Annotated in this window: 19 protein-coding genes; 14 read left to right on the forward strand and 5 right to left on the reverse strand. The window is 68.0% G+C overall.

Features of this window, described 5'->3' with window-relative positions:
• On the reverse strand, positions 1-1,856 hold a 1,856-nt coding region (fusA, locus tag ACTHN1_RS03430), incomplete at its 3' end, for an elongation factor G (protein ID WP_440469572.1).
• Positions 1,857-2,059: 203 nt separating this feature from the next.
• Here fusA and ACTHN1_RS03435 point away from each other — a divergent pair.
• The 4 genes from ACTHN1_RS03435 to ACTHN1_RS03450 all read left to right on the forward strand — a co-directional run bounded on the left by ACTHN1_RS03435 (position 2,060) and on the right by ACTHN1_RS03450 (position 5,731).
• Complete coding sequence (locus ACTHN1_RS03435) at positions 2,060-2,497, forward strand: OsmC family protein (RefSeq protein ID WP_440469573.1); 438 nt, start codon at positions 2,060-2,062, stop codon at positions 2,495-2,497.
• A 40-nt stretch (positions 2,498-2,537) separates the two neighbouring features.
• Positions 2,538-3,209, forward strand: a complete 672-nt coding sequence (locus tag ACTHN1_RS03440) for an alpha/beta hydrolase (protein ID WP_440469574.1) — start codon at positions 2,538-2,540, stop codon at positions 3,207-3,209.
• A gap of 67 nt (positions 3,210-3,276) precedes the next feature.
• Positions 3,277-3,948: a glycine zipper 2TM domain-containing protein gene (locus ACTHN1_RS03445; protein ID WP_440469575.1), complete on the forward strand. Its 672-nt coding sequence runs from the start codon at positions 3,277-3,279 to the stop codon at positions 3,946-3,948.
• A gap of 112 nt (positions 3,949-4,060) precedes the next feature.
• Positions 4,061-5,731 (forward strand): amidohydrolase, encoded by a 1,671-nt coding sequence (locus tag ACTHN1_RS03450; protein WP_440469576.1) that lies wholly within the window; start codon positions 4,061-4,063, stop codon positions 5,729-5,731.
• Positions 5,732-5,817: 86 nt separating this feature from the next.
• On the opposite strand, the gene ACTHN1_RS03455 is transcribed toward ACTHN1_RS03450, so the two are convergent.
• Positions 5,818-6,699: a PhzF family phenazine biosynthesis protein gene (locus tag ACTHN1_RS03455; RefSeq protein ID WP_440469577.1), complete on the reverse strand. Its 882-nt coding sequence runs from the start codon at positions 6,697-6,699 to the stop codon at positions 5,818-5,820.
• Between the two features lie 28 nt (positions 6,700-6,727).
• Positions 6,728-7,600, reverse strand: a complete 873-nt coding sequence (locus tag ACTHN1_RS03460) for a PhzF family phenazine biosynthesis protein (protein ID WP_440469578.1) — start codon at positions 7,598-7,600, stop codon at positions 6,728-6,730.
• Positions 7,601-7,706: 106 nt separating this feature from the next.
• On the opposite strand from ACTHN1_RS03460, the gene ACTHN1_RS03465 reads away from it, so the two are divergent.
• The 5 genes from ACTHN1_RS03465 (at position 7,707) to ACTHN1_RS03485 (ending at position 14,425) form a co-directional block, all read left to right on the forward strand.
• Positions 7,707-10,337: a bifunctional aspartate kinase/diaminopimelate decarboxylase gene (locus tag ACTHN1_RS03465; RefSeq protein ID WP_440469579.1), complete on the forward strand. Its 2,631-nt coding sequence runs from the start codon at positions 7,707-7,709 to the stop codon at positions 10,335-10,337.
• Positions 10,321-10,818, forward strand: a complete 498-nt coding sequence (locus ACTHN1_RS03470; protein ID WP_440469580.1) for a hypothetical protein — start codon at positions 10,321-10,323, stop codon at positions 10,816-10,818. Before ACTHN1_RS03465 ends, ACTHN1_RS03470 begins: the two co-directional genes overlap by 17 nt.
• A complete protein-coding gene (gene murL, locus ACTHN1_RS03475) occupies positions 10,815-12,173 on the forward strand; it encodes a UDP-N-acetyl-alpha-D-muramoyl-L-alanyl-L-glutamate epimerase (RefSeq protein WP_440469581.1) in 1,359 nt (452 codons plus the stop codon). The genes ACTHN1_RS03470 and murL overlap by 4 nt, the downstream gene beginning before the upstream one ends.
• Complete coding sequence (gene murD / locus ACTHN1_RS03480; RefSeq protein ID WP_440469582.1) at positions 12,154-13,557, forward strand: UDP-N-acetylmuramoyl-L-alanine--D-glutamate ligase; 1,404 nt, start codon at positions 12,154-12,156, stop codon at positions 13,555-13,557. The genes murL and murD overlap by 20 nt, the downstream gene beginning before the upstream one ends.
• Positions 13,558-13,639: 82 nt before the next feature.
• Entirely contained in the window at positions 13,640-14,425 is a 786-nt protein-coding gene (locus ACTHN1_RS03485) for a dienelactone hydrolase family protein (RefSeq protein ID WP_440469583.1), read from the forward strand.
• Here the strand turns inward: ACTHN1_RS03485 and ACTHN1_RS03490 are convergent.
• Together ACTHN1_RS03490 and ACTHN1_RS03495 are read right to left on the reverse strand one after the other, a co-directional pair.
• A complete protein-coding gene (locus tag ACTHN1_RS03490) occupies positions 14,380-14,652 on the reverse strand; it encodes a helix-hairpin-helix domain-containing protein (RefSeq protein WP_440469584.1) in 273 nt (90 codons plus the stop codon). The genes ACTHN1_RS03485 and ACTHN1_RS03490 overlap by 46 nt on opposite strands.
• A complete protein-coding gene (locus ACTHN1_RS03495) occupies positions 14,652-15,650 on the reverse strand; it encodes a polyprenyl synthetase family protein (RefSeq protein ID WP_440469585.1) in 999 nt (332 codons plus the stop codon). Before ACTHN1_RS03495 ends, ACTHN1_RS03490 begins: the two co-directional genes overlap by 1 nt.
• A 156-nt stretch (positions 15,651-15,806) precedes the next feature.
• Between ACTHN1_RS03495 and ACTHN1_RS03500 the strand changes: the two genes are divergently transcribed.
• The 5 genes from ACTHN1_RS03500 (at position 15,807) to rfbD (ending at position 19,935) form a co-directional block, all read left to right on the forward strand.
• Positions 15,807-16,283, forward strand: coding sequence for a single-stranded DNA-binding protein (locus tag ACTHN1_RS03500; protein ID WP_440469586.1), 477 nt, complete (start codon positions 15,807-15,809; stop codon positions 16,281-16,283).
• A gap of 247 nt (positions 16,284-16,530) precedes the next feature.
• On the forward strand, positions 16,531-17,586 hold the full coding sequence (gene rfbB, locus ACTHN1_RS03505) for a dTDP-glucose 4,6-dehydratase (RefSeq protein WP_440469587.1): 1,056 nt from the start codon (positions 16,531-16,533) through the stop codon (positions 17,584-17,586).
• A gap of 14 nt (positions 17,587-17,600) precedes the next feature.
• Positions 17,601-18,488, forward strand: coding sequence for a glucose-1-phosphate thymidylyltransferase RfbA (rfbA, locus tag ACTHN1_RS03510; protein WP_440469588.1), 888 nt, complete (start codon positions 17,601-17,603; stop codon positions 18,486-18,488).
• Positions 18,485-19,042, forward strand: a complete 558-nt coding sequence (gene rfbC, locus ACTHN1_RS03515) for a dTDP-4-dehydrorhamnose 3,5-epimerase (protein WP_440469589.1) — start codon at positions 18,485-18,487, stop codon at positions 19,040-19,042. The genes rfbA and rfbC overlap by 4 nt, the downstream gene beginning before the upstream one ends.
• Positions 19,039-19,935 (forward strand): dTDP-4-dehydrorhamnose reductase, encoded by an 897-nt coding sequence (rfbD, locus tag ACTHN1_RS03520; RefSeq protein WP_440469590.1) that lies wholly within the window; start codon positions 19,039-19,041, stop codon positions 19,933-19,935. Before rfbC ends, rfbD begins: the two co-directional genes overlap by 4 nt.
• Positions 19,936-19,960 lie beyond the last annotated feature (25 nt).

Below are 19,960 nucleotides of genomic sequence, written 5' to 3' on the forward strand. Positions count from 1 at the left end.
TTGCGCAGGAAGACCGGCAGCGGCGCGGAACCGGACGCCATCGAGATCGGGACCGCGGGCGTGTCCACGGTGACGTGCGCGATCGGTTCGAGCAGGTATGGTCCGGCACCAGCCAGCGCCTCGAACATCGCCATGCGTCCGGCAATCCGGAAGGCGAGTTCGGAACTGTCGACCGAATGGAACGAGCCATCGGTCAGCGTCACCGCCACGTCGACCACCGGGAAGCCCAGTGGTCCCCGCGCCAAGGCATCGCGCACGCCCATCTCGACCGCCGGGATATATTGCTTGGGAATCGCCCCTCCGGTGATCCGGTCGATGAACCGGAAGCCCTCGCCGCGGGCTAGCGGACGGATCTCGATCACGCAGTCGCCATACTGCCCGTGACCGCCCGACTGCTTCTTGTGCCGGCCGCGCTGCATCGCCGGCCTGCGGATGGACTCGCGGTAGGCGATGCGCGGCGGCCGGGTCTTCACCTCGACGCCGTGGCGATCCTTGAGCCGTTCCAGCATCACCCGCAGGTGCAGGTCGGACAGGCCGCGGATGACGGTTTCGTTGAGTTCGGCGGCATGCTCGACCGTGAAGGCCGGATCTTCCTCGGCCAGTTTCTGCAGCGCGGTGGACAGCTTCTGTTCCTGGCCCTTGCTGGCGGCCTCGATTGCCAGGCCGAACATCGGCCGGGGGAAATCCACCGGCGCCAGGTGGATGTGGTCCTCGTCGTGGCTGTCGTGCAGCACGGCGTCGAAATGCAGATCCTCGATCTTGGGAATGGCGGCGATGTCGCCGGGGACCGCCTGTTCGATCTCGGCGTGATCCTTGCCTTTGAGCTTGAACAGGTGCGCGACCTTGAACGCCTTCCTGCCGTCGTCGACGAACAGCGCGCCGTCCTTCTTCACCGTGCCCTGGTAGACCCGGAAGATGCCCAGCTTGCCGACGAAGGGGTCGTTGACGATCTTGAACACGTCGGCGATGACGTGGGCCTGCGGATCCGGGCGTGCCAGCACCGCCTCGGTGCCGGCGCCATTGGTGCGCTGGAACGGGGGAGGGTTGCCTTCGCCCGGATGCGGGAACAGGCGTTCGGCCACGTCCAGCAGTTCGGCGACGCCGGCGCCGGTGCGCGCGGAGACGAAGCAGACCGGCACCAGGTGGCCTTCGCGCAGGCATTGCTCGAAGGCGTCGTGCAGCTCGCTGCCGGACAGGCCGTTTTCGCCGACGTCCAGGAAGCGCTCCATGACGGTTTCATTGATCTCCACCACCTGGTCGATGATTTTCTGGTGCCATCCGGCGACCGGCCCCAGGTCGGATTCGCCCTGCGCCTGGCCGAAGCAGTCGACCACCCGGCGCCCGCCTTCGGCCGGCAGGTTCAGCGGCAGCACTTCCGGACCGAAGGATTCGCGCAGGTCGGCCAGCACGCGCGCGCAGTCGGCGCCGTCATGGTCGATCTTGTTCACCACGATGGCCCGGCACAGGTTGCGCTGGCGGGCACGTTCCATCAGCCGGCGGGTGCCATGGGCCACGCCGGTGTCGGCGTCGACCACGATCAGCGCGGTTTCCACCGCGGACAGCGCGGACAGCGCCTGACCCCGGAATTCCGGATAGCCGGGCGTATCGATGAGATTGAGGTGGATACGCTCGCCGGAGCTGGCCAGATGATCGGTGCTGGCGATGGCGGTATCGATGGAATGACCGCGGGTCTTTTCGATCGGGTCGTGATCGGACACGGTGGTGCCGCGTTCGATGGTGCCTGCCGTCTGGAGGGTGCCGCCGGCATGCAGCAGGGCTTCGAAGAGCGTTGTTTTGCCGGCGCCGGGGTGGCCTGCCAGGGCCACGTTGCGGATTTGGGGTGTGCTGTAGGACATGAGGCCGTTCCTCCCGGAAGTTGGGGTCGAAGGGCCGTCATGGCTGTCCGGGCCGGCGCGACCCGTGAGCGTGCGCTCGGCGGGCGGTCATGGCGGGGAGCCAGCATCGGTCGCGCTGGCGGCGGGGTCAAGTCGCATCGCGCAACCGGCGCTACACATGCCGGGGTGTAAGCTGCCGTTCCCCTGGACGAGGAGCGACAGCCATGGCTTTGAAACGTTACGCGGACGCGGTGTGGAAAGGCGACCTGCAGGCCGGAAAGGGCAACATCAGCACGCCGCAGAGCGGTCTGTTCGACGCCCAGAACTATTCGTTCAAGACCCGCTTCGGCGACGAGAAGGGCACCAATCCGGAAGAGCTGCTGGCGGCGGCGCATGCCGGCTGTTTCAGCATGGCGCTGTCGGCGGTGCTCGGAAAGGCCGGCTTCACTCCGGACATCATCCAGACGCGGGCCGAGGCGACGATGGAGCCGGGCATGGATCCCGGTCCGACGATCACCGGCATCAAGTTGATCGTGTCGGCCCGGGTGCCGGGCATCGCCGCCGCCCAGTTCGATGAAATCGCGCACCAGGCCAAGGCGGGTTGCCTGATCTCGCGCGCGCTGTCGGTGCCGGTTTCGCTGGAAGCGACCCTGCTTGCCTGAGGAGCGCGTGCCGGATGGGAGCGCGCGGGATTGGAACGCGTTGTTCCTGCACGGCGCCGGTGGCGGTGGCTGGGAATGGAACCGCTGGTGCGGGATCTGGCGCGCGCGCGGAGTCGCGGTGCATGCGCCGGATCTACGGCACGCACCGGCCGGTGCCGAGGCGACGGAATGGGAGGACTACCGTCGCCAGGTGACCGGATGGCTGCGGGCGCTGCCACGTCCGCGCGTGCTGGTCGGCGCCAGCCTGGGCGGTCTGCTCGCGCTGCAGGCCGCCGAGGGCGCGGATGCGCTGGTCGTGGTGAATCCGTTGCCGCCGGCCCCATGGCATCGCCAATTGCCGGCGCGCGAATGGCCGGAGCGGGTGCGCTGGCGGAGCGACGCGCGCCTGGCTTCGACCCGCCGGTCGATGCCGGAAGCCGACGCCGCGTCGGCGCTGTACGCATTGCGCCGGTGGCGCGACGAGTCCGGCGCAGTGCTGCGCGCGGCCCAGGCCGGCATCGCTGTCGACGCACCCCGATGTCCGGCCTTGTTCATCGCCTCGAGGGAGGACGAGGATGTGCCCGCCGATGCGGTCCGCGGGCTGGCCGGACGGACGGGAGGCGCGTTCGTGGAGGTGGCTGGCGGTCATCTGGCGCCGCTGCTGGGACGGGATGCGCAGCGCGTTGCCCGGTTAGCTGTCGAATGGTTAAACACCCCGGTCGGGGCCGTTTGAGTTCAGTCTGTTTTCACCCGTCCGACTCGACGATGCGCGCACGCCATCCCGGCGTGGGGAGCTCCACATGAACCGCCTGTCCACCTCTCTGCTTGCCTTCGGTCTGCTGGCGTCCGGCGCCGCTTCCGCGCAGTCCTACTCCGGTGGCTACGGCGACCGGGGCGATCGCTACGCCAATGGCGATTACGACTACGCGCGGGTGATCCGGGTGGATCCCATCATCGAAGGCGATCGCTACGGTGGCCGCACCGTCAGCACCGCGCAGCGCTGCTATTACCGCGATGCCGATGATCAGTACGTTTCCGACGACTACTATCGCGATGACGGCAGTTACCGCGACGACCGCTACGGTGATCGCTACGGCGACGATCGCTACCGTGGCAACGACACCGGGCGGACGGTGGCCACGGTGATCGGTGGCATCGCCGGCGCCGTGATCGGCAGCAAGATCGGCGACGGCAGCGGTCGCTACGTGGGTACCGCGGTGGGCTCGATGGTGGGCGGCATGGCGGGACGTTCGATCTACGACAATTCGCAGCGCAATCGCCAGGTCCGGCGTGGCACCGTGCGGGTCTGCGATCCGGAGCCGGTCAACGGTGGTTACAGCGGCTACGGCGGCGACGGCCGCGTGACCGGTTATGACGTGACCTACGAGTACGCCAACCGGACCTACCACACCCGGACCAGCTACCACCCCGGCGACCGCATCCGGGTGCGGGTGGACGTACGACCGGAGTAAGCGAGCGATACCGTGTAAAGGGGCCCGAAAGGGCCCCTTTCCGTTTTGCGACGCTTGAATGCACCGGCCATCGAACGCATAGTCGCCCGGTTCATTCACACGGGAGCGGGGAATGCGCGGGACTTTGCTGGCGATGGCGCTGGGCGCGATGGCGGTTTCGGGAGCGGTGCGGGCGAGCGAGGTCACCGTCCTGACCGCCGATCGGATCCATACCTCCGATCCGCAGCGGCCACAGGCGCAGGCGATGGCGTGGGATGAGGACGGACGGCTGCTCGCATTGGGCGATGCGTCCACGTTGCTGGCGAAGTATCCGCGGGCCGCGCGCATCGACGCTGCCGGCAAGACCGTGATTCCCGGACTCATCGACGCGCACGGGCACCTGATGGGCCTGGGCTTCGCGCTGATGCGCGTGGATTTGACCGGCACGCGCGGCAAGCAGGAGATCCTGGAGCGTCTGCGCGGCTATGCCGCCCAGTTGCCTGCGGAGGCATGGCTGCTCGGCGGTGGCTGGGACCAGAACGATTGGCCGGAAAAAGTGTTTCCTACGGCCGCGGATCTGGATGCCGCGTTTCCGGATCGACCGGTCTGGCTCGAACGCGTCGACGGTCACGCCGGCTGGGCGAATTCGGCGGCGTTGCGGGCGGTGGCGGCGAAATCGGGCAAGCCCCTGGCGGGGGACTGGCAGCCGGCCGGCGGCCGCATCGAGCGCGCCGGCGGCAAGCCCACGGGCGTGTTCGTCGACGGCGCGATGGCGCTGGTGTACGAGGTGATACCGCCGGCGGACGACGCGACCCGTGAGCAGGCCGCCGCCAAGGCGTTCGAGGCGGCGGTGCGGCACGGATTGACCGGTGTGCACGACATGGGCGTGTCGCGCGAGGATCTGGCGCTGTTCAAGCGCTTCGCCGATGCCGGCAAGTTGCCGCTGCGCGTGGACGCCTACGCCGATGGCGATGGCAACGCGCTGGCGGATCTGTGCGCGAACGGACTCTACCGCCACCCCGGCGGTCGCCTTGAGATGCGCGGGGTGAAGCTGTACATCGACGGCGCGCTGGGCAGCCGCGGCGCGGCCATGCTGGCGGACTACAGCGATGATCACGGCAACCGTGGATTGCTGGTCACCGATCCCGCCACCTATGAAGCATCGGTGCGCAAGGCATTGGGCTGCGGCGTGCAGGTGGCGACGCACGCGATCGGTGATCGCGGCAATCGCATCGTGCTGGACACCTACGCGAAGGTGCTGGGCGACAAGGCCGGCTCGGATCATCGCTGGCGGATCGAGCACTCGCAGATCGTGGCGCTGGAGGACATTCCGCGTTTCGCCCAACTGGGCGTGATCGCCTCGATGCAGCCCACCCATGCCACGTCCGACATGCCCTGGGCGGAGGACCGCGTGGGGCCGCAGCGGATTCTCGGCGCCTACGCCTGGCAGCGTTTCCTGCACAGTGGCGCGCGGCTGGCGCTGGGCTCGGATTTCCCGGTGGAATCGGTGGACCCGCGGCTAGGCCTGTACGCGGCGGTCACCCGCCAGGATCGCGAGGGCCAGCCGCCGGGCGGCTGGCAACCGGAGCAGCGGCTCAGCGCGGCCGAGGCCGTGCGCGGGTTCACCGCCGACGCGGCATGGGCGGGGCGCGATGAAAAGGACGTGGGCCGATTGGTGCCCGGCCTGCACGCCGATTTCGTGATCCTGGACGAGGACCCGCTGGCCGTGCCGGCCGCGCAGCTGGATGATCTGCACATCCGGTCGACCTGGGTGGACGGCAAGCCGGTCTACGAAACACGCTGAGCGTCGCCGGGGCCCGCGTTCGATGCACGCGGCGCCTCGGTCCCAGCGATGTCGGCGTCCGGCGCCACGACATCGCCCGCGGAACCTCACCAGTCCAGCGTGCCGCTCACCACGGTGCGCACGTGCCCGCCGGACCAGACATCGCCATCGGCATCGATATGCAACTGCAGGCGGGCGTCATGGCCGACTTCGCGGCCCTGGCTGACGGTGTAGCGGTCGCGATCGCCGGGCAGCGCGCCACGTTCGGCGAGCCAGGCGGCCAGGGTCGCGTTGGCGGCGCCGGAGGCGGCGTCCTCGAACACGGCGGGCGCGCCGACGAAGGCACGCACCACGAGATCGTAAGGCTGTCCCGCGTCCGCGCGGGCGAACGCGCACACGCCCATGCTGTCGGTGGCCTTCGCCAGCGCGGCGATGGCGTTCCAGTCGGGCGCGGCGGCGCGCAGCGCCTGTTCGTCGCGGATTTCCGCCAGCCACCAGCGACGCCCACCATCGACCAGGGCCGGCGGCAGGTCGCCCGTCGGCAGGCCGGAGAGGGCGGCCGACAGCGCGGTGTCGGCATCCGGCACGCCGATGCGCAGCACGCGGGCACGCGGCGTGCGCACGGCGATGCTGCGCGCCGCGCCTTCGCCATCCACCCGCAGCGGCAGACGGCCGGCGATGCCTTCCTGCACCAGCAGGCCATCGCGTGGCGCGGCCAGTCCCGCCTCCAGCACGACGTGCGCGGTGCCGACGCTGGGATGACCGGCGAACGGCACCTCGCGGCGCGGGCTGAAGATGCGCAGGCCGTAGCTGGCTTCCGGCGAGGGCGCGGGGAACACGAACGTGGTTTCCGGCAGGCGGGTCCAGCGGGCGATCGCCTGCATGGCGTCGTCGTCGAGGCCATCGGCATCCAGGACCACGGCGAGCGGATTGCCGGCGCCGGGGCGGTCGGCAAAGACGTCCAGTTGGACGTAGCGGCGAAGGGTCATCGTGGGAATCTCGGTGGGGGCGCGCAGCTTACCAAGTCGCGCTGCCGGCGATGACCGGCTGGACGCGTCCGCCGATCCAGATCGCGCCGGCTTCGTCGCGCTCGACCACGACCCTGCCATCGCGCCCGAGTTCGCGCCCCTGGCTGGCGACATACCGGCCCTGGCCGGGAAAGCGGCCGACGGCGTGCAGGGCGGCGCCGATGGCCGCGTTGGCGCTGCCGGTGACCGGGTCTTCCGGAACATCGTCGGCGGGGCAGAACGCACGCACCGCGAGCGCGTGGTCAGTCGCCGCCCCGGCCATGCCGAACACGGCCAGCCCGACCGCGCCGGTGGCCCGGGAGAGTGCGGCGATGGCGGCCAGATCCGGCACGAGCGCGCGCACGGCGGCAGCGTCCTCCAGTTCCACCAGCCACCAGCCGGGGCCGTTGTTCCAGAGCGCGGCGGGCAGGCAACCTTGTGGCAGCGTGGCGAGCACGCGCGCGAGCAATTCGCGGGCGTCCGTCGGTACCGGCTGCGGCCTAGCGTCGGGTGCGCGCAGGCACAGCAGGCGATCCGCGCCCCGACCCTCCACCCGCGCCGGCAGCAGGCCGGCCGCGCATTCCTGCACCAGCGCGCCGGTGTCGGGCGCCAGACCGGTCTCCAGCGCCGCCCAGGCCGCGCCGATGCTGGGATGTCCGGCGAAGGGCAGTTCCTGGCGAGGAGTGAAGATGCGGATGCGGTAGTCGGCCCCGGCCGAGGTCGGCGGCAGGAAGAAGATGGTTTCCGAGAGCCGGGTCCAGGCTGCGAAAGCCTGCATGGAGGCGGTATCCAGGTCTGCGGCGTCCAGCACCACGCCCAGTGGATTGCCGGCGCCGGGGCGGTCGGCGAAGACGTCGAGCTGCAGATAGCGGCGAGGGCGCATGGGTTGTCGTCCGGCGATGCCGGGCCGGGCCAATTCCGGCGGGGCGTTCGGCTAGAATCGAGGGTTCACGCCCGAATGTTTCGGGCATCTCCCCGCCATTCTATCCATGCCTTCCGCCCCTATCGCGCCTGATCCCTGGATCGTCCTCAAGTTCGGTGGCACTTCGGTGTCCCGTCGTCATCGCTGGGACACGATTGGTCGATTGGCGAAAAAACGGGCGGACGAGCAGGGCGCCCGCGTGCTGGTGGTGGTGTCGGCGCTCTCGGGCGTCACCAACGAACTGACCGCGATCGCCGACGGCGCGGCCGACAGCGCCGAGCGTGTCGCCAAACTGGAGCAGCGCCACCGCGAGTTCGTCGCCGAACTGGAATTGGACGCCGACGCGGTGCTCGGCACCCGGCTGGCGGCGCTGCGCGATCTGTTGACCGACCCGCGCGCGGCCACCCGCACGCTGGACTGGCAGGCCGAAGTGCTGGCGCAGGGCGAACTGCTGTCGTCCACGCTGGGCGCGGCCTACCTGAAATCGCAGGGTCTGGATTTCGGCTGGATGGACGCGCGCCACTGGCTGCAGGCCAGCATCCTGCCCAACCAGAGCGCGTGGGCGCAGCGGCTGTCGGTGTCCTGCGCGACCGCGCCGGACCAGGACTGGCGGCGCGCGTTCGCCGCGCAGGACAGCACGATGCTGCTGACCCAGGGCTTCATTGCCCGTCACGGCGACGGCGGCACCGCGATCCTGGGCCGTGGCGGCTCGGATACTTCCGCGGCGTACTTCGGCGCCCTGCTGGGCGCGCGCCGGGTGGAAATCTGGACCGACGTGCCCGGCATGTTCAGCGCCAATCCGCGCGAAGTGCCGGACGCGCGCCTGCTGACCCGGCTGGACTATTACGAAGCCCAGGAAATCGCCACCACCGGCGCCAAGGTGCTGCATCCGCGCTCGATCAAGCCGTGCCGCAACGCCGGCGTGCCGATGGCGATCCTGGACACCGAGCGTCCGGATCTGCCGGGCACCAGCATCGACGACAAGGCCGCGACGGTGCCCGGCGTCAAGGCGGTCAGCCGGCGCAACGGCATCGTGCTGGTGTCGATGGAAGGCATCGGCATGTGGCAGCAGGTCGGCTTCCTGGCCGACGTGTTCGCCCGCTTCAAGAAGCACGGCCTGTCGGTGGACCTGATCGGTTCGTCGGAAACCAACGTCACCGTGTCGCTGGATCCCAGCGAGAACCTGGTCAGCACCGACGTGCTGGCGGCACTGTCGGCGGATCTGGCCGAGGTGTGCCGGGTCAAGGTGATCGCGCCGTGCACCGCGATCACGCTGGTCGGCCGCGGCATGCGCTCGCTGCTGCACAAGCTGTCGGACGTATGGGCGATGTTCGGCCGCGAGCGCGTGCACCTGATCTCGCAGTCGTCGAACGACCTCAACCTGACCTTCGTCATCGACGAGGCCGCCGCCGACGGCATGCTGCCGGTGCTGCATGCCGCGCTGATCGACAGCGGCGCGATGCCGACCGACGAGACCAGCGTGTTCGGTCCCAGCTGGCGCGAGATCAATGGCGCCATCCGCCGTCGCGGCACGCAGTGGTGGCAGGGGCCCGGGGAGCGCGAGCGCCTGCTGTCGCTCGCGCAGGTGGGCACGCCGCGCTACGTCTACCACCTGCCGACTGTGCGGGCGCGCGCCCGCGCGCTGGCCGGGATTGCCGCCATCGATCGCCGCTTCTACGCGATCAAGGCCAATTCGCACCCGGCCGTGCTGCGCGCGATCGCCGGCGAAGGCTTCGGCCTGGAATGCGTCTCGCAGGGCGAACTGGAACGCGTGTTCGACGCGGTGCCGTCGCTCGCGCCCGCGAACGTGCTGTTCACCCCCAGCTTCGCGCCGCGTGGCGAGTACGAATTCGCCTTGTCGCGTGGCGTCATCGTCACCCTCGACAACGTGGAAGCGCTGCGGAACTGGCCCGAGGTATTCCGTGGCCGCAAGCTGTGGGTGCGCATCGACCTGGGCCGCGGCGATGGCCACCACGACAAGGTCAAGACTGGCGGCAAGACCTCCAAGTTCGGCCTGCCGCTGGCGCGCCTGGAGGAGTTCCTGGCCACCGCGCGCGCGCTCGACATCCGCATCGTCGGCCTGCATGCGCACCTGGGCAGCGGCGTGGAGACGCCGCTGCACTGGAAGCAGGTCAGCGACGAGCTGGGCGGGCTGGCGGACCAGATCGGCACCATCGAGAGCATCGACATCGGCGGTGGCCTGCCGATTCCCTACGCGGCCGAGGACGAGCCTTTCGATCTGGACGCGTGGGCGACCGGCCTGGCCGAGATCAAGGCCGCCTATCCGGCCTACCAGTTGATCATCGAGCCGGGTCGCTACCTGGTGGCCGAGTCGGGCGCGCTGCTCACCCATGTCACCCAGGTGGTGGAGAAGCAGGGCATCCGCCGGGTCGGTGCGGACGCGGGCATGAACGCGTTGATCCGTCCGGCGCTGTACGACGCCTGGCATGACGTGGCCAACCTGAGCCGGCTGGGCGATACGCTGGAGGACAGCTTCGACGTGGTCGGTCCGATCTGCGAATCCAGCGACGTGTTCGGCAAGCGCCGGCGCCTGCCGGCGGCGACCGCCGAAGGCGACGTGCTGGTGTTCGCCGATGCCGGCGCATACGGCTACTCGATGGCCAATACCTACAACCTCCGCGATCTGCCGGCGGAGGAAGTGCTCGACGAGGCCGTGGGCGATGAAACCGCGCGCTGAGTTCGTACTGACCAGCGCGATCATCGCACTGGTCCTGGCCATCGGTGCCTTCGTGGCGATGCTGCATCAGTGGAACGTTTCGCAGTGGCCCGCCGGTGCGCTGGAGGCGCTCAAATGGGCGCCGGCGGCGTTCCTGGCGGCGCTGCTGGGCGCGTGGGGAGCGACTGGCTGGCATCGCCGCGCGCAGGCGCGCCAGCGGCGCTGGTCGGCCGGCGGCATGACCCTGCGTACGCTGTTGTTGTCCTACCTGGCTTTCCCCCTTCTGCTGGGCGCCTGGGTCGCTGTCGTTTCCCGCAGCGATCAGCTCTGGGCCGCGAGCCCCGCGCCGGTGGAAGACAGCCTGTCCTGGCTGCCGTTGACCGTTCTGCTGTTCACCGCGTTCGCCATCGTGCTGGGCGCGGTGCCCGCTTTCATCCTCGAATACTTCGTCAGCCGCCGCTATCTGCGCCGGTTGGCCGCCGTCACCACAGGTTCCGCATGAGCAATTTCGATCGTTCCTCCATCCGCTGTTTCCGGTTCGTCCGTTGCACGCTCGATCCGGAAACCGGCATCGCGCGCCTGGTCTACGCTTTCGACGACGGCCCGGAACTGACCGAGACCGTCACCTTTCCCGGCGCGCCCTTCGCCCTGGACGCGCCGCGCGCGCAGGCGGCGGAACAGGCGCTGCGGCTGCTGCACCTGCTGACCGGCGTGAGCTACTACAAGGCGGCGGTGCCACCGGAAATCCGCATCGACGACTACGCCATCGACGCCGATACCACGGCGATGATGGAAGAAATCTATGTCAACGGCCTGGGCGAGTTCGCCTACCGCAACGGACTGGATCTGCGCGGCCGGGTGCGCTTCCCGGTCGGCAAGGCCACGGCCGATGCGCCCGCGCCGATGCTGGGCCTGCGCCGGCATGCACTGGTCGCCATCGGTGGCGGCAAGGACTCGCTGGTGAGCATCGAGGCGCTGCGCGGCGCAGGCGTCGCGCAGACCGTCACCTGGGTGGGTGGTTCGCAGCTGATCGCCGCGTGCGCCGCCCGCACGGGCCTGCCGACGTTCAACCTGGGCCGCGCGCTGGCGCCGGAACTGTTCGAATACAACCGCCAGGGGGCCTGGAACGGACATATCCCGGTCACCGCGATCAACTCGGCGATCATGGTGCTGGCGGCGCTCCTGCTGGACGCCGATCAGGTGGTGTTCTCCAACGAGCGTTCGGCCAGCTATGGCAGCGTGATTCCCGGCACCGGCGAAGTGAACCATCAGTGGTCCAAGGGGTGGCGCTGCGAGCAGTTGCTGGGCGAGCACGTGCAACGGCACATCGCCGCGGATCTGCACTACTACTCGCTGCTGCGGCCACTGTCGGAACTGGCTGTGGCGCGCCAGTTCGCCCGCACCGATCATTACGACGCGCATTTCTCCAGCTGCAACCGCAACTTCCACATCCTCGGCGAGCGGCCGGTGAACCGCTGGTGCGGTGTCTGCCCGAAGTGCCACTTCGTGTTCCTGGCGCTGGCGCCGTTCATGCCAAAACCACGCCTGGTCGGCATTTTCGGCCGTAACCTGCTCGACGATCCGGGCCAGATCGGTGGCTTCGACGCATTGCTGGAATACCAGGATCACAAGCCGTTCGAGTGCGTCGGCGAAGGCCAGGAGTCGCGCGCGGCGATGGCCGCGCTGGGGGAACGCCCGGAATGGCGCGAGGACGCGCTGGTGGCTCGCTTCAACCGCGAGATCCGGCCACAGCTCGACCCGGCGGAACTGGCGATCGCGCCGTTGCTGGAAGTCGGTGGCGAGCACCGCATCCCGGCCGCGCTGTGGGAGCGCCTGCGTGCGAATTTCGCAGCTTGAGGGACGCCGTGTCGCGCTGTGGGGCTGGGGCCGCGAAGGCCGTGCCGCCCACGGCGCGATCCGCGCGCGCCTGCCCGCGCTGCCGCTGACGCTGTTCTGCAATCAGACCGAGGCCGATGACGCCGTCGCGCTCGGCGACGGGCACCTGCGCATCGTCACCACCGTCGACGGGGATGCATTGTCCGCCTTCGAGGTCGTGGTGAAGTCGCCGGGCATCAGCCCCAACAAGCCCGAAGCCCTTGCGGCGGCCGAGAATGGAACCTGCTTCATCGGCGGTACCGCGCTGTGGTTCGCCGAGCATGCGGGAGCCGACGGCATCGCGGCGCGCACCCTCTGCGTGACCGGCACCAAGGGCAAGAGCACCACCACGTCGTTGCTGGCGCACCTGCTGCGCGCCGCCGGCCACCGCACCGCGCTGGCCGGCAACATCGGTTTGCCGCTGCTGGAAATACTCGATCCACATCCGGCGCCGGAGTATTGGGCCATCGAGCTGTCGAGCTACCAGACCGGTGATGTGGCCGCCAGCGGCGCGCGCCCGGATGTTGCGGTGGTGCTGAACCTGTTTCCCGAACACCTGGACTGGCATGGCAGTCAGGCCCGCTATGTCGAGGACAAGCTGGCGCTGGTGACGCGCGCCCATCCGCGCGTGGCCGTGCTCAACGCCGCCGATCCCGTGCTCGCGGCGTTGTCGCTGCCGCACAGCGAAATCCATTGGTTCAACACGCCGCGGGGTTGGCATTTGCGCGGCGACGAGCTGTATCGCGGCGAACAACGGGTGATGGACACCACCTCGGTTCCGGTGCCCGGACGGCACAACCGCAGCAATCTGTGCGCGGTCCTCACCGCGCTGGAAGCGGTGGGCATCGACGGCATCGCGGTCGCCTCCGCCGCGCGTGATTTCCGGCCGTTGCCCAATCGACTGCAGACGCTGGGCGAGCGGAAGGGCCATACCTACGTCAACGATTCGATCAGCACCACGCCGCATGCCAGCCTGGCGGCATTGGAGTGCTTCGCCGGGCGGCCCATCGCACTGCTGGTCGGCGGACATGACCGCGGGCTGGACTGGGCCGGTTTCGCCGAGCGGATGGCGACAGGGGCGCCCGAGGTGATCGTCACCATGGGCGCCAACGGACCGCGCATCCATGCCTTGCTGGCGCCCCTGGCGGCCGCGGGCAGGTTCGTGCTGCTCGCTGCGACCGATCTTGCGCAAGCGATCGAACAGGCCCGCACGCATCTTCCAGCCCCGGGGGTGATCCTGCTGTCGCCGGGCGCGCCGAGCTACGGGCCGTATCGTGATTACGTCGCGCGCGGGCGCCATTTCGCCGAGCTGGCCGGCTTCGATCCGGCGGTGATTTCCGCCATTCCCGGCATCGGCATCGCCTGATCCGCCGGGCGTGCGCGCCCGTGACGCCCGCAGTGCCCGGACCGGCGTACACTCCGCCGGTCTCCCGTCGCGAGGAAACGCCATGCGCCCGTTATCCGTGTTGGTGGCCCTGCTGGCCGCACTGTGGATGTCGCCGTTGTTCGCCGCCCCCCAGGCCAAACCCGTGGAGTGGAAGGTGGGCAAGCAGACCTTCTCCGGTTTCCTGGTGTATGACGATGCCAGCCGGGAAAAGCGGCCCGGTCTGTTGATGGTCCCGGACTGGCTGGGCGTGACCGATGACGCGGTCGCCAAGGCCAAGCAGATCGCCAGCGATGACTACGTGGTCCTGGTGGTCGACATGTACGGCAAGGGAGTGCGTCCCCAGAATCCGGACCAGGCGCTGGCGCAGGTGAAGCCGCTGTACGCGGATCCGGCGTTGATGCGCACGCGCATGGGCGCGGCGCTGGACGCTTTGAAGGCACAGGCGGGCAAGGCGCCGCTGGAACCGTCGAAGATCGCCGCGTTCGGATTCTGCTTCGGCGGCTCTTCGGTGCTGGAACTGGCGCGAAGCGGCGCCGACGTGGCTGGCGTGGTGAGCTTCCACGGTGGCCTGGATACGCAGTCACCCGCGCGGGCGGGCGCGGTGAAGGCGCCGGTACTGGTCCTCAACGGCGCGGAGGATCGCGGTACCGCGCCGCATATCGCGGCGTTCGAAAAGGAAATGAACGAGGCCGGCGCCGACTGGCAGTTCGTCAACTTCAGCGGCGCGGTGCATTGCTTCGCGCTGGAAAATGCCAACCGACCGCCGGGCTGCGTCTACAACGCGCGCGCGGCCAAGCGTGCCTATCGGATGATGGACGACTTCCTCGAGGAAGTATTCGGCGACTGAGCCTGCGCGACCGCGATCGCATTGGCGATCGCGGTGCGCGCCTGCGGGCTGTTGCGCCAGCAGGTCGTGCCGAGCAGGGCGGCGATCTGCGCATTGATGTCGTCCGCCGACGCCCGCGCCAGATCGGCCAGGCGCTCGAACCCGATCTGCTCCAGCCGCGCGATCACGGTCGGGCCCACGCCGTGCGTGGCCAGCAATTGCTCCCGCTCACTGGGCGTGAACGGCATCAGTGCGTGCGCTCCACCGCGTAGCGGGCCAGTCCGCGCAGCGCGGCGACGGCTTCGTTCTCCGTCAATCCATCCAGGCAGCGTTCGGCGGCGTCCGCGTACTCGCGCGCGCGTTGCTGGCTGTATTCAAGGCCGCCGGTCTGGCGGATGGCGGCCAGCACTTCCGGCATCGCGGTGGCGTCGCCTTCCTGCACGATGGCGCGCAGACGTGCGGCCAGCGCGGCGTCCGAATGGCGGATGGCATGGATCAGCGGCAGGGTCGCCTTGCCTTCGGCAAGATCGTCGCCGAGGTTCTTGCCCAGATCGGCGGCGTCGGCGGTGTAGTCCAGCACGTCGTCGGCGATCTGGAAGGCATAGCCCAGGTTCATGCCGTAGTCGTGGAGGCGCTGCTGGGTCACGGCGTCGACCTGTGACGCCAGCGCGCCGAGTTGGGTGCCGGCTGCGAACAGCACCGCGGTCTTGCGTTCGATGACCCGCAAGTACGCGGCCTCGTCGGTATCCGGGTTGTGGACGTGCAGCAACTGCAGCACCTCGCCCTCGGCGATGCGGTTGGTGGTATCTGCCAGGATCCGCATCACGTCCATCCGATCCAGTTCCACCATCAGCTGGAAGCTGCGCGAGTACAGGAAGTCGCCGACCAGCACGCTGGGTGCGTTGCCCCACAGCGCGTTGGCGGTGCTGCGGCCGCGACGCAGGTCGGACTCGTCCACCACGTCGTCATGCAGCAGGGTGGAGGTGTGGATGAACTCGACGATCGCGGCCAACTGGTGGTGCTGCGGCCCCACGGTGCCGGCGGCCCGGCCCGCCAGCGCCACCAGCATCGGGCGCAGGCGCTTGCCGCCGGCCGAAACGATATGGTCGGCAATCTGGTTGATCAGCACCACGTCCGACGCGAGCCGGCGCCGGATCAGGGCGTCGATGGCGGCCATGTCCCCGGCGGCGAGGGACTGGATCTGGGGCAGGGCCAGGGCAGGGCGCGGGGATTCGACGACGGACATGGGAAATCAGGCAGGGAAGTGCCTGAATTATAAGGCGGACGGGACGGGGAATTCCTACAGGATGTCACGAAGCCACCTGATGGTCAGGCGGGCGCGGGTATACTTCACTGGTCCATGCCCGCGTCCGGCGGGCGCTCACCTACGGAAATCAGCGCTATGGCCCGCGGCATCAACAAAGTCATCCTGGTCGGCAATCTCGGCAACGACCCTGAAACCAAGTACACCCAGGGAGGCATGGCCATCACCCGCATCAGCCTCGCCACCACCAGCGTCCGCAAGGATCGCGATGGCAACCAGCAGGAACGCACCGAATGGCACCGGGTGGTGTTCTTCGGCAAGCTGGGCGAGATCGCCGGGGAGTACCTGCGCAAGGGCAGCCAGGTGTATGTGGAAGGCTCGCTCCGTTACGACAAGTACACCGGCCAGGACGGCGTGGAGAAGTACTCCACGGACATCATCGCCGACGAGATGCAGATGCTGGGCGGCCGCGGTGAAGGCGGCGGCGGCGGTGGCATGGAGCGTTCGCAGCGCCCGCAGCGGCAGGAGTATTCCCAGCAGGCCCCGCGCCGGCAGGCACCGGCCCAGCAGCCCGCGCCGATGGACGACTTCGCCGACGACGACATTCCGTTCTGAGGCTCGTCCCGGATACCGGTTTCGCATGGAAACCCGCCGGCTGGCGGGTTTCTGGTTTTCCGGCGACCTTCATGGCCGGCACACGTTGATTCAGGCACTTTTCGCGCTTCTGGCCGTTACAATCAGCCTGTCACCGCCTTGGACGGTGGATGGCATGGTATTTCCCTGTTCGGTTGGCAGATGACGGATTGCAGGCCCGCTCCCGCGCAACACCTGACAGAACAACAAATATAGGACGAGGTGAGATGTGACAACTTGGCTAGTAACCGGCGGCGCCGGCTTCATCGGCGGAAACTTCGTATTGCGTGCCGTTGCCGATGGCATCAAGGTCATCAACCTGGATGCGCTGACCTACGCCGGCAATCTGGACACGTTGTCATCGCTGGAGGAAAACCCGAACCACATTTTCGTCCAAGGCGACATCGGTGATGCATCGCGCGTGTCCTCGCTGCTGGCGCAGCATCGTCCGGATGCCGTGGTGAATTTCGCCGCCGAAAGCCATGTGGATCGTTCCATCGACGGCCCGGGTGCCTTCATCCAGACCAACGTGGTGGGAACGCTGGGCCTGCTGGAAGCCGTCCGTGATCACTGGAAGTCGCTGCCACCCACGGAAAAGGAGCGCTTCCGCTTCCTTCATGTGTCCACCGACGAGGTCTATGGTTCGCTGGGGGACACGGGCAAGTTCACGGAAACCACCCCGTATGCCCCCAACTCCCCTTATTCGGCTTCCAAGGCAGCTTCCGATCATCTGGTGCGCGCTTTCCATCACACCTATGGACTGCCGACGCTGACCACCAACTGCTCCAACAACTATGGTCCTTTCCATTTCCCCGAAAAGCTGATTCCGCTGATCATCCAGCGCGCCCTGGCTGGCGAGGCACTGCCGGTATACGGCGACGGGAAGAATGTCCGGGACTGGTTGTTTGTCGGCGACCATTGCGCGGCCATCCGCAGCGTCCTGCAGAAGGGACGGGCAGGCGAAACCTACAACGTCGGTGGCAACGCGGAGCGCCAGAACATCGAGGTGGTGGAGACCATCTGCCGTCTGCTGGACGAACGCCGGCCGCGGTCCGATGGTCGGCCGCGCAGCAGCCAGATCACCTTCGTCGCCGATCGGCCCGGGCATGATCGCCGCTACGCCATCGATGCCTCCAAGCTGCGTGACGAACTGGGCTGGGAGCCGCAGTACACCTTCGAACAGGGCATCGCCGAAACCGTCGACTGGTATCTGGACAACCAGGAGTGGGTGAACCGGGTGCTGGACGGCAGCTATCGCCTGGAACGCATCGGCACGACGGTCTGAGCAGGGATTCCGCAATGAGCACACGCAAGGGCATCATCCTGGCCGGAGGCTCCGGCACGCGCCTGTACCCCATCACCCGCGCCATCAGCAAGCAGCTGTTGCCGGTCTATGACAAGCCGATGATCTACTACCCGCTCAGCGTTCTGATGCTGGCGGGGATCCGCGAGGTCCTGATCATCAATACGCCCCACGAGCAGGCACTGTTCCGCAACCTGCTGGGGGACGGTTCGCAGTGGGGCATGCGGATCGAGTACGCGGTGCAACCCAGCCCGGACGGCCTTGCCCAGGCGTTCCTGATCGGCAAGGAGTTCCTGGCCGGTGGGCCGAGCTGCCTGGTGCTGGGCGACAACATCTTCCATGGTCATGGCTTCAGCCAGACGCTCAAGCGCGCCGATCAACGTCAGGCAGGTGCGACCGTGTTCGGTTATTGGGTCAGTGATCCGGAGCGCTATGGCGTCGCCGAGTTCGATGCGCAAGGAAAGGTCATCGGCATCGAGGAAAAACCGGCAAAACCGCGATCCAACTACGCGGTGACCGGCCTGTATTTCTACGACGGTCGTGCAAGCGAGTATGCCGCGTCATTGAAGCCATCACCGCGCGGTGAACTGGAAATCACCGATCTCAATCGCCGCTATCTGGAAGACGGAAGCTTGCATCTGGAGCCACTGGGGCGCGGCTACGCCTGGCTGGACACCGGAACCCATCAGTCATTGCTGGAGGCCTCGACTTTCATCGAGACCATCGAAGCACGCCAAGGCTTGCGGGTCTGCTGTCCGGAGGAAATCGCATACGGCAACGGCTGGATTGATGGTGAACAATTGCGACGTCTGGCCGAGCCTTTGTCGAAGAACGGCTATGGCGAATATCTCCTGAGCCTCCTGCAGCGTGGAATCGTCCCTTGAAAGTAGTCGAGACCAACCTGCCAGGCTGCGCTGTGATTGAACCAGCCGTCTTCGGTGACGATCGGGGTTTCTTTTACGAAACCTGGAACGCCCAACGATTCAGCGAACGCGGTCTGCCGGCGCGATTCGTCCAGAGCAATGTCTCGTCATCCTCACGTGGTGTGCTGCGGGGTTTGCACTATCAATGGCCGAATCCGCAGGGCAAGCTGGTCAGCGTGCTGGAAGGCGAGGTGTACGACGTCGCGGTGGACATCCGTCGCGGGTCGCCGCATTTCGGGCGCTGGACGGCGGTCGTGCTGAGCGCGGAGAACAAGCGCCAGTTGTGGATTCCCGAAGGGTTCGCGCACGGTTTCGCGGTCCTGTCCGAGCGGGCCATTTTCAGCTATCTGTGCACCGCCGGCTACGACAAGGCCAGTGATGCCGGCATTCGCTGGAACGATGCCCGCATTGGCATCGACTGGCCTATCGGCGAACCCGTGCTGTCGGAGAAAGACGCGCGCGCGCCCTTCCTGGATGACGTGGATCCCGGGCGTCTGCCGACGTTCGACGCATGAAGATCCTGCTGCTGGGCGCCAATGGACAGGTTGGCCACGAACTCGGGCGCAGCCTGGCCGGACTTGGAACGGTCGTGTCCACCACCCGCACGGGGCGACTGCCGGACGGCACCTCCTGCGAGGTGGCCGATTTCGACCAGCCCCGTTCGCTGACCGGCCTGCTCGAGCGGCTACAGCCGGATCAGGTCGTGAATGCGGCCGCCTATACCGCCGTCGATCGTGCCGAGGATGATGTCGAGGCCGCGTACCGCGCCAATGCGGAGGCTCCCGCGGTGCTGGCGGCCTACTGCGCGGATCGGGGCGTCCCCCTGATTCACTACTCCACCGATTATGTCTTCGATGGTCGCGGTGAGCGCCCCTACCGCGAAGCGGATCCCACCGCTCCGTTGGGCGTGTATGGAGCGTCGAAGCGGGCGGGCGAAGAGGCCATCATCGCATCCGGCGCGCCGCACGTGATCTTCCGCACGGCATGGGTATATGGCGCGCGCGGCGGCAATTTCCTGTTGACGATGCTGCGGCTGGCGCGCGAACGCGACGAACTGCGGGTGGTGTCGGATCAGCGCGGGACGCCGACACCGGCCCACTTGATTGCCGATGTGACCGCGGAAGTGATGGCGCGGCACCCCGAAGCGCGGGGAATACTGCATCTGACAGCGGGCGGTGAAACCAGCTGGCACGGATTCGCCGAGGCGATCCTGACGGGCGCACACCGCCGCGGCCTGATTTCGAACCTGCCGCGGGTGCTCCCGATACCTTCGTCGGCCTATCCCACGCGCGCGTCGCGGCCGGCATATTCGCGCCTGGACAATGGCAGGCTGGAATCCCTGTTGGGTCATGCCATGCACACCTGGGAAGCCGGCCTGGAACAAGTACTGGATCACATTTCTCCCTAGTTTCGCTTAGACTCCCGTAATCCGG

Source organism: Pseudoxanthomonas sp., from assembly GCF_051953815.1.
Taxonomy (GTDB): Bacteria; Pseudomonadota; Gammaproteobacteria; order Xanthomonadales; family Xanthomonadaceae; genus Pseudoxanthomonas_A.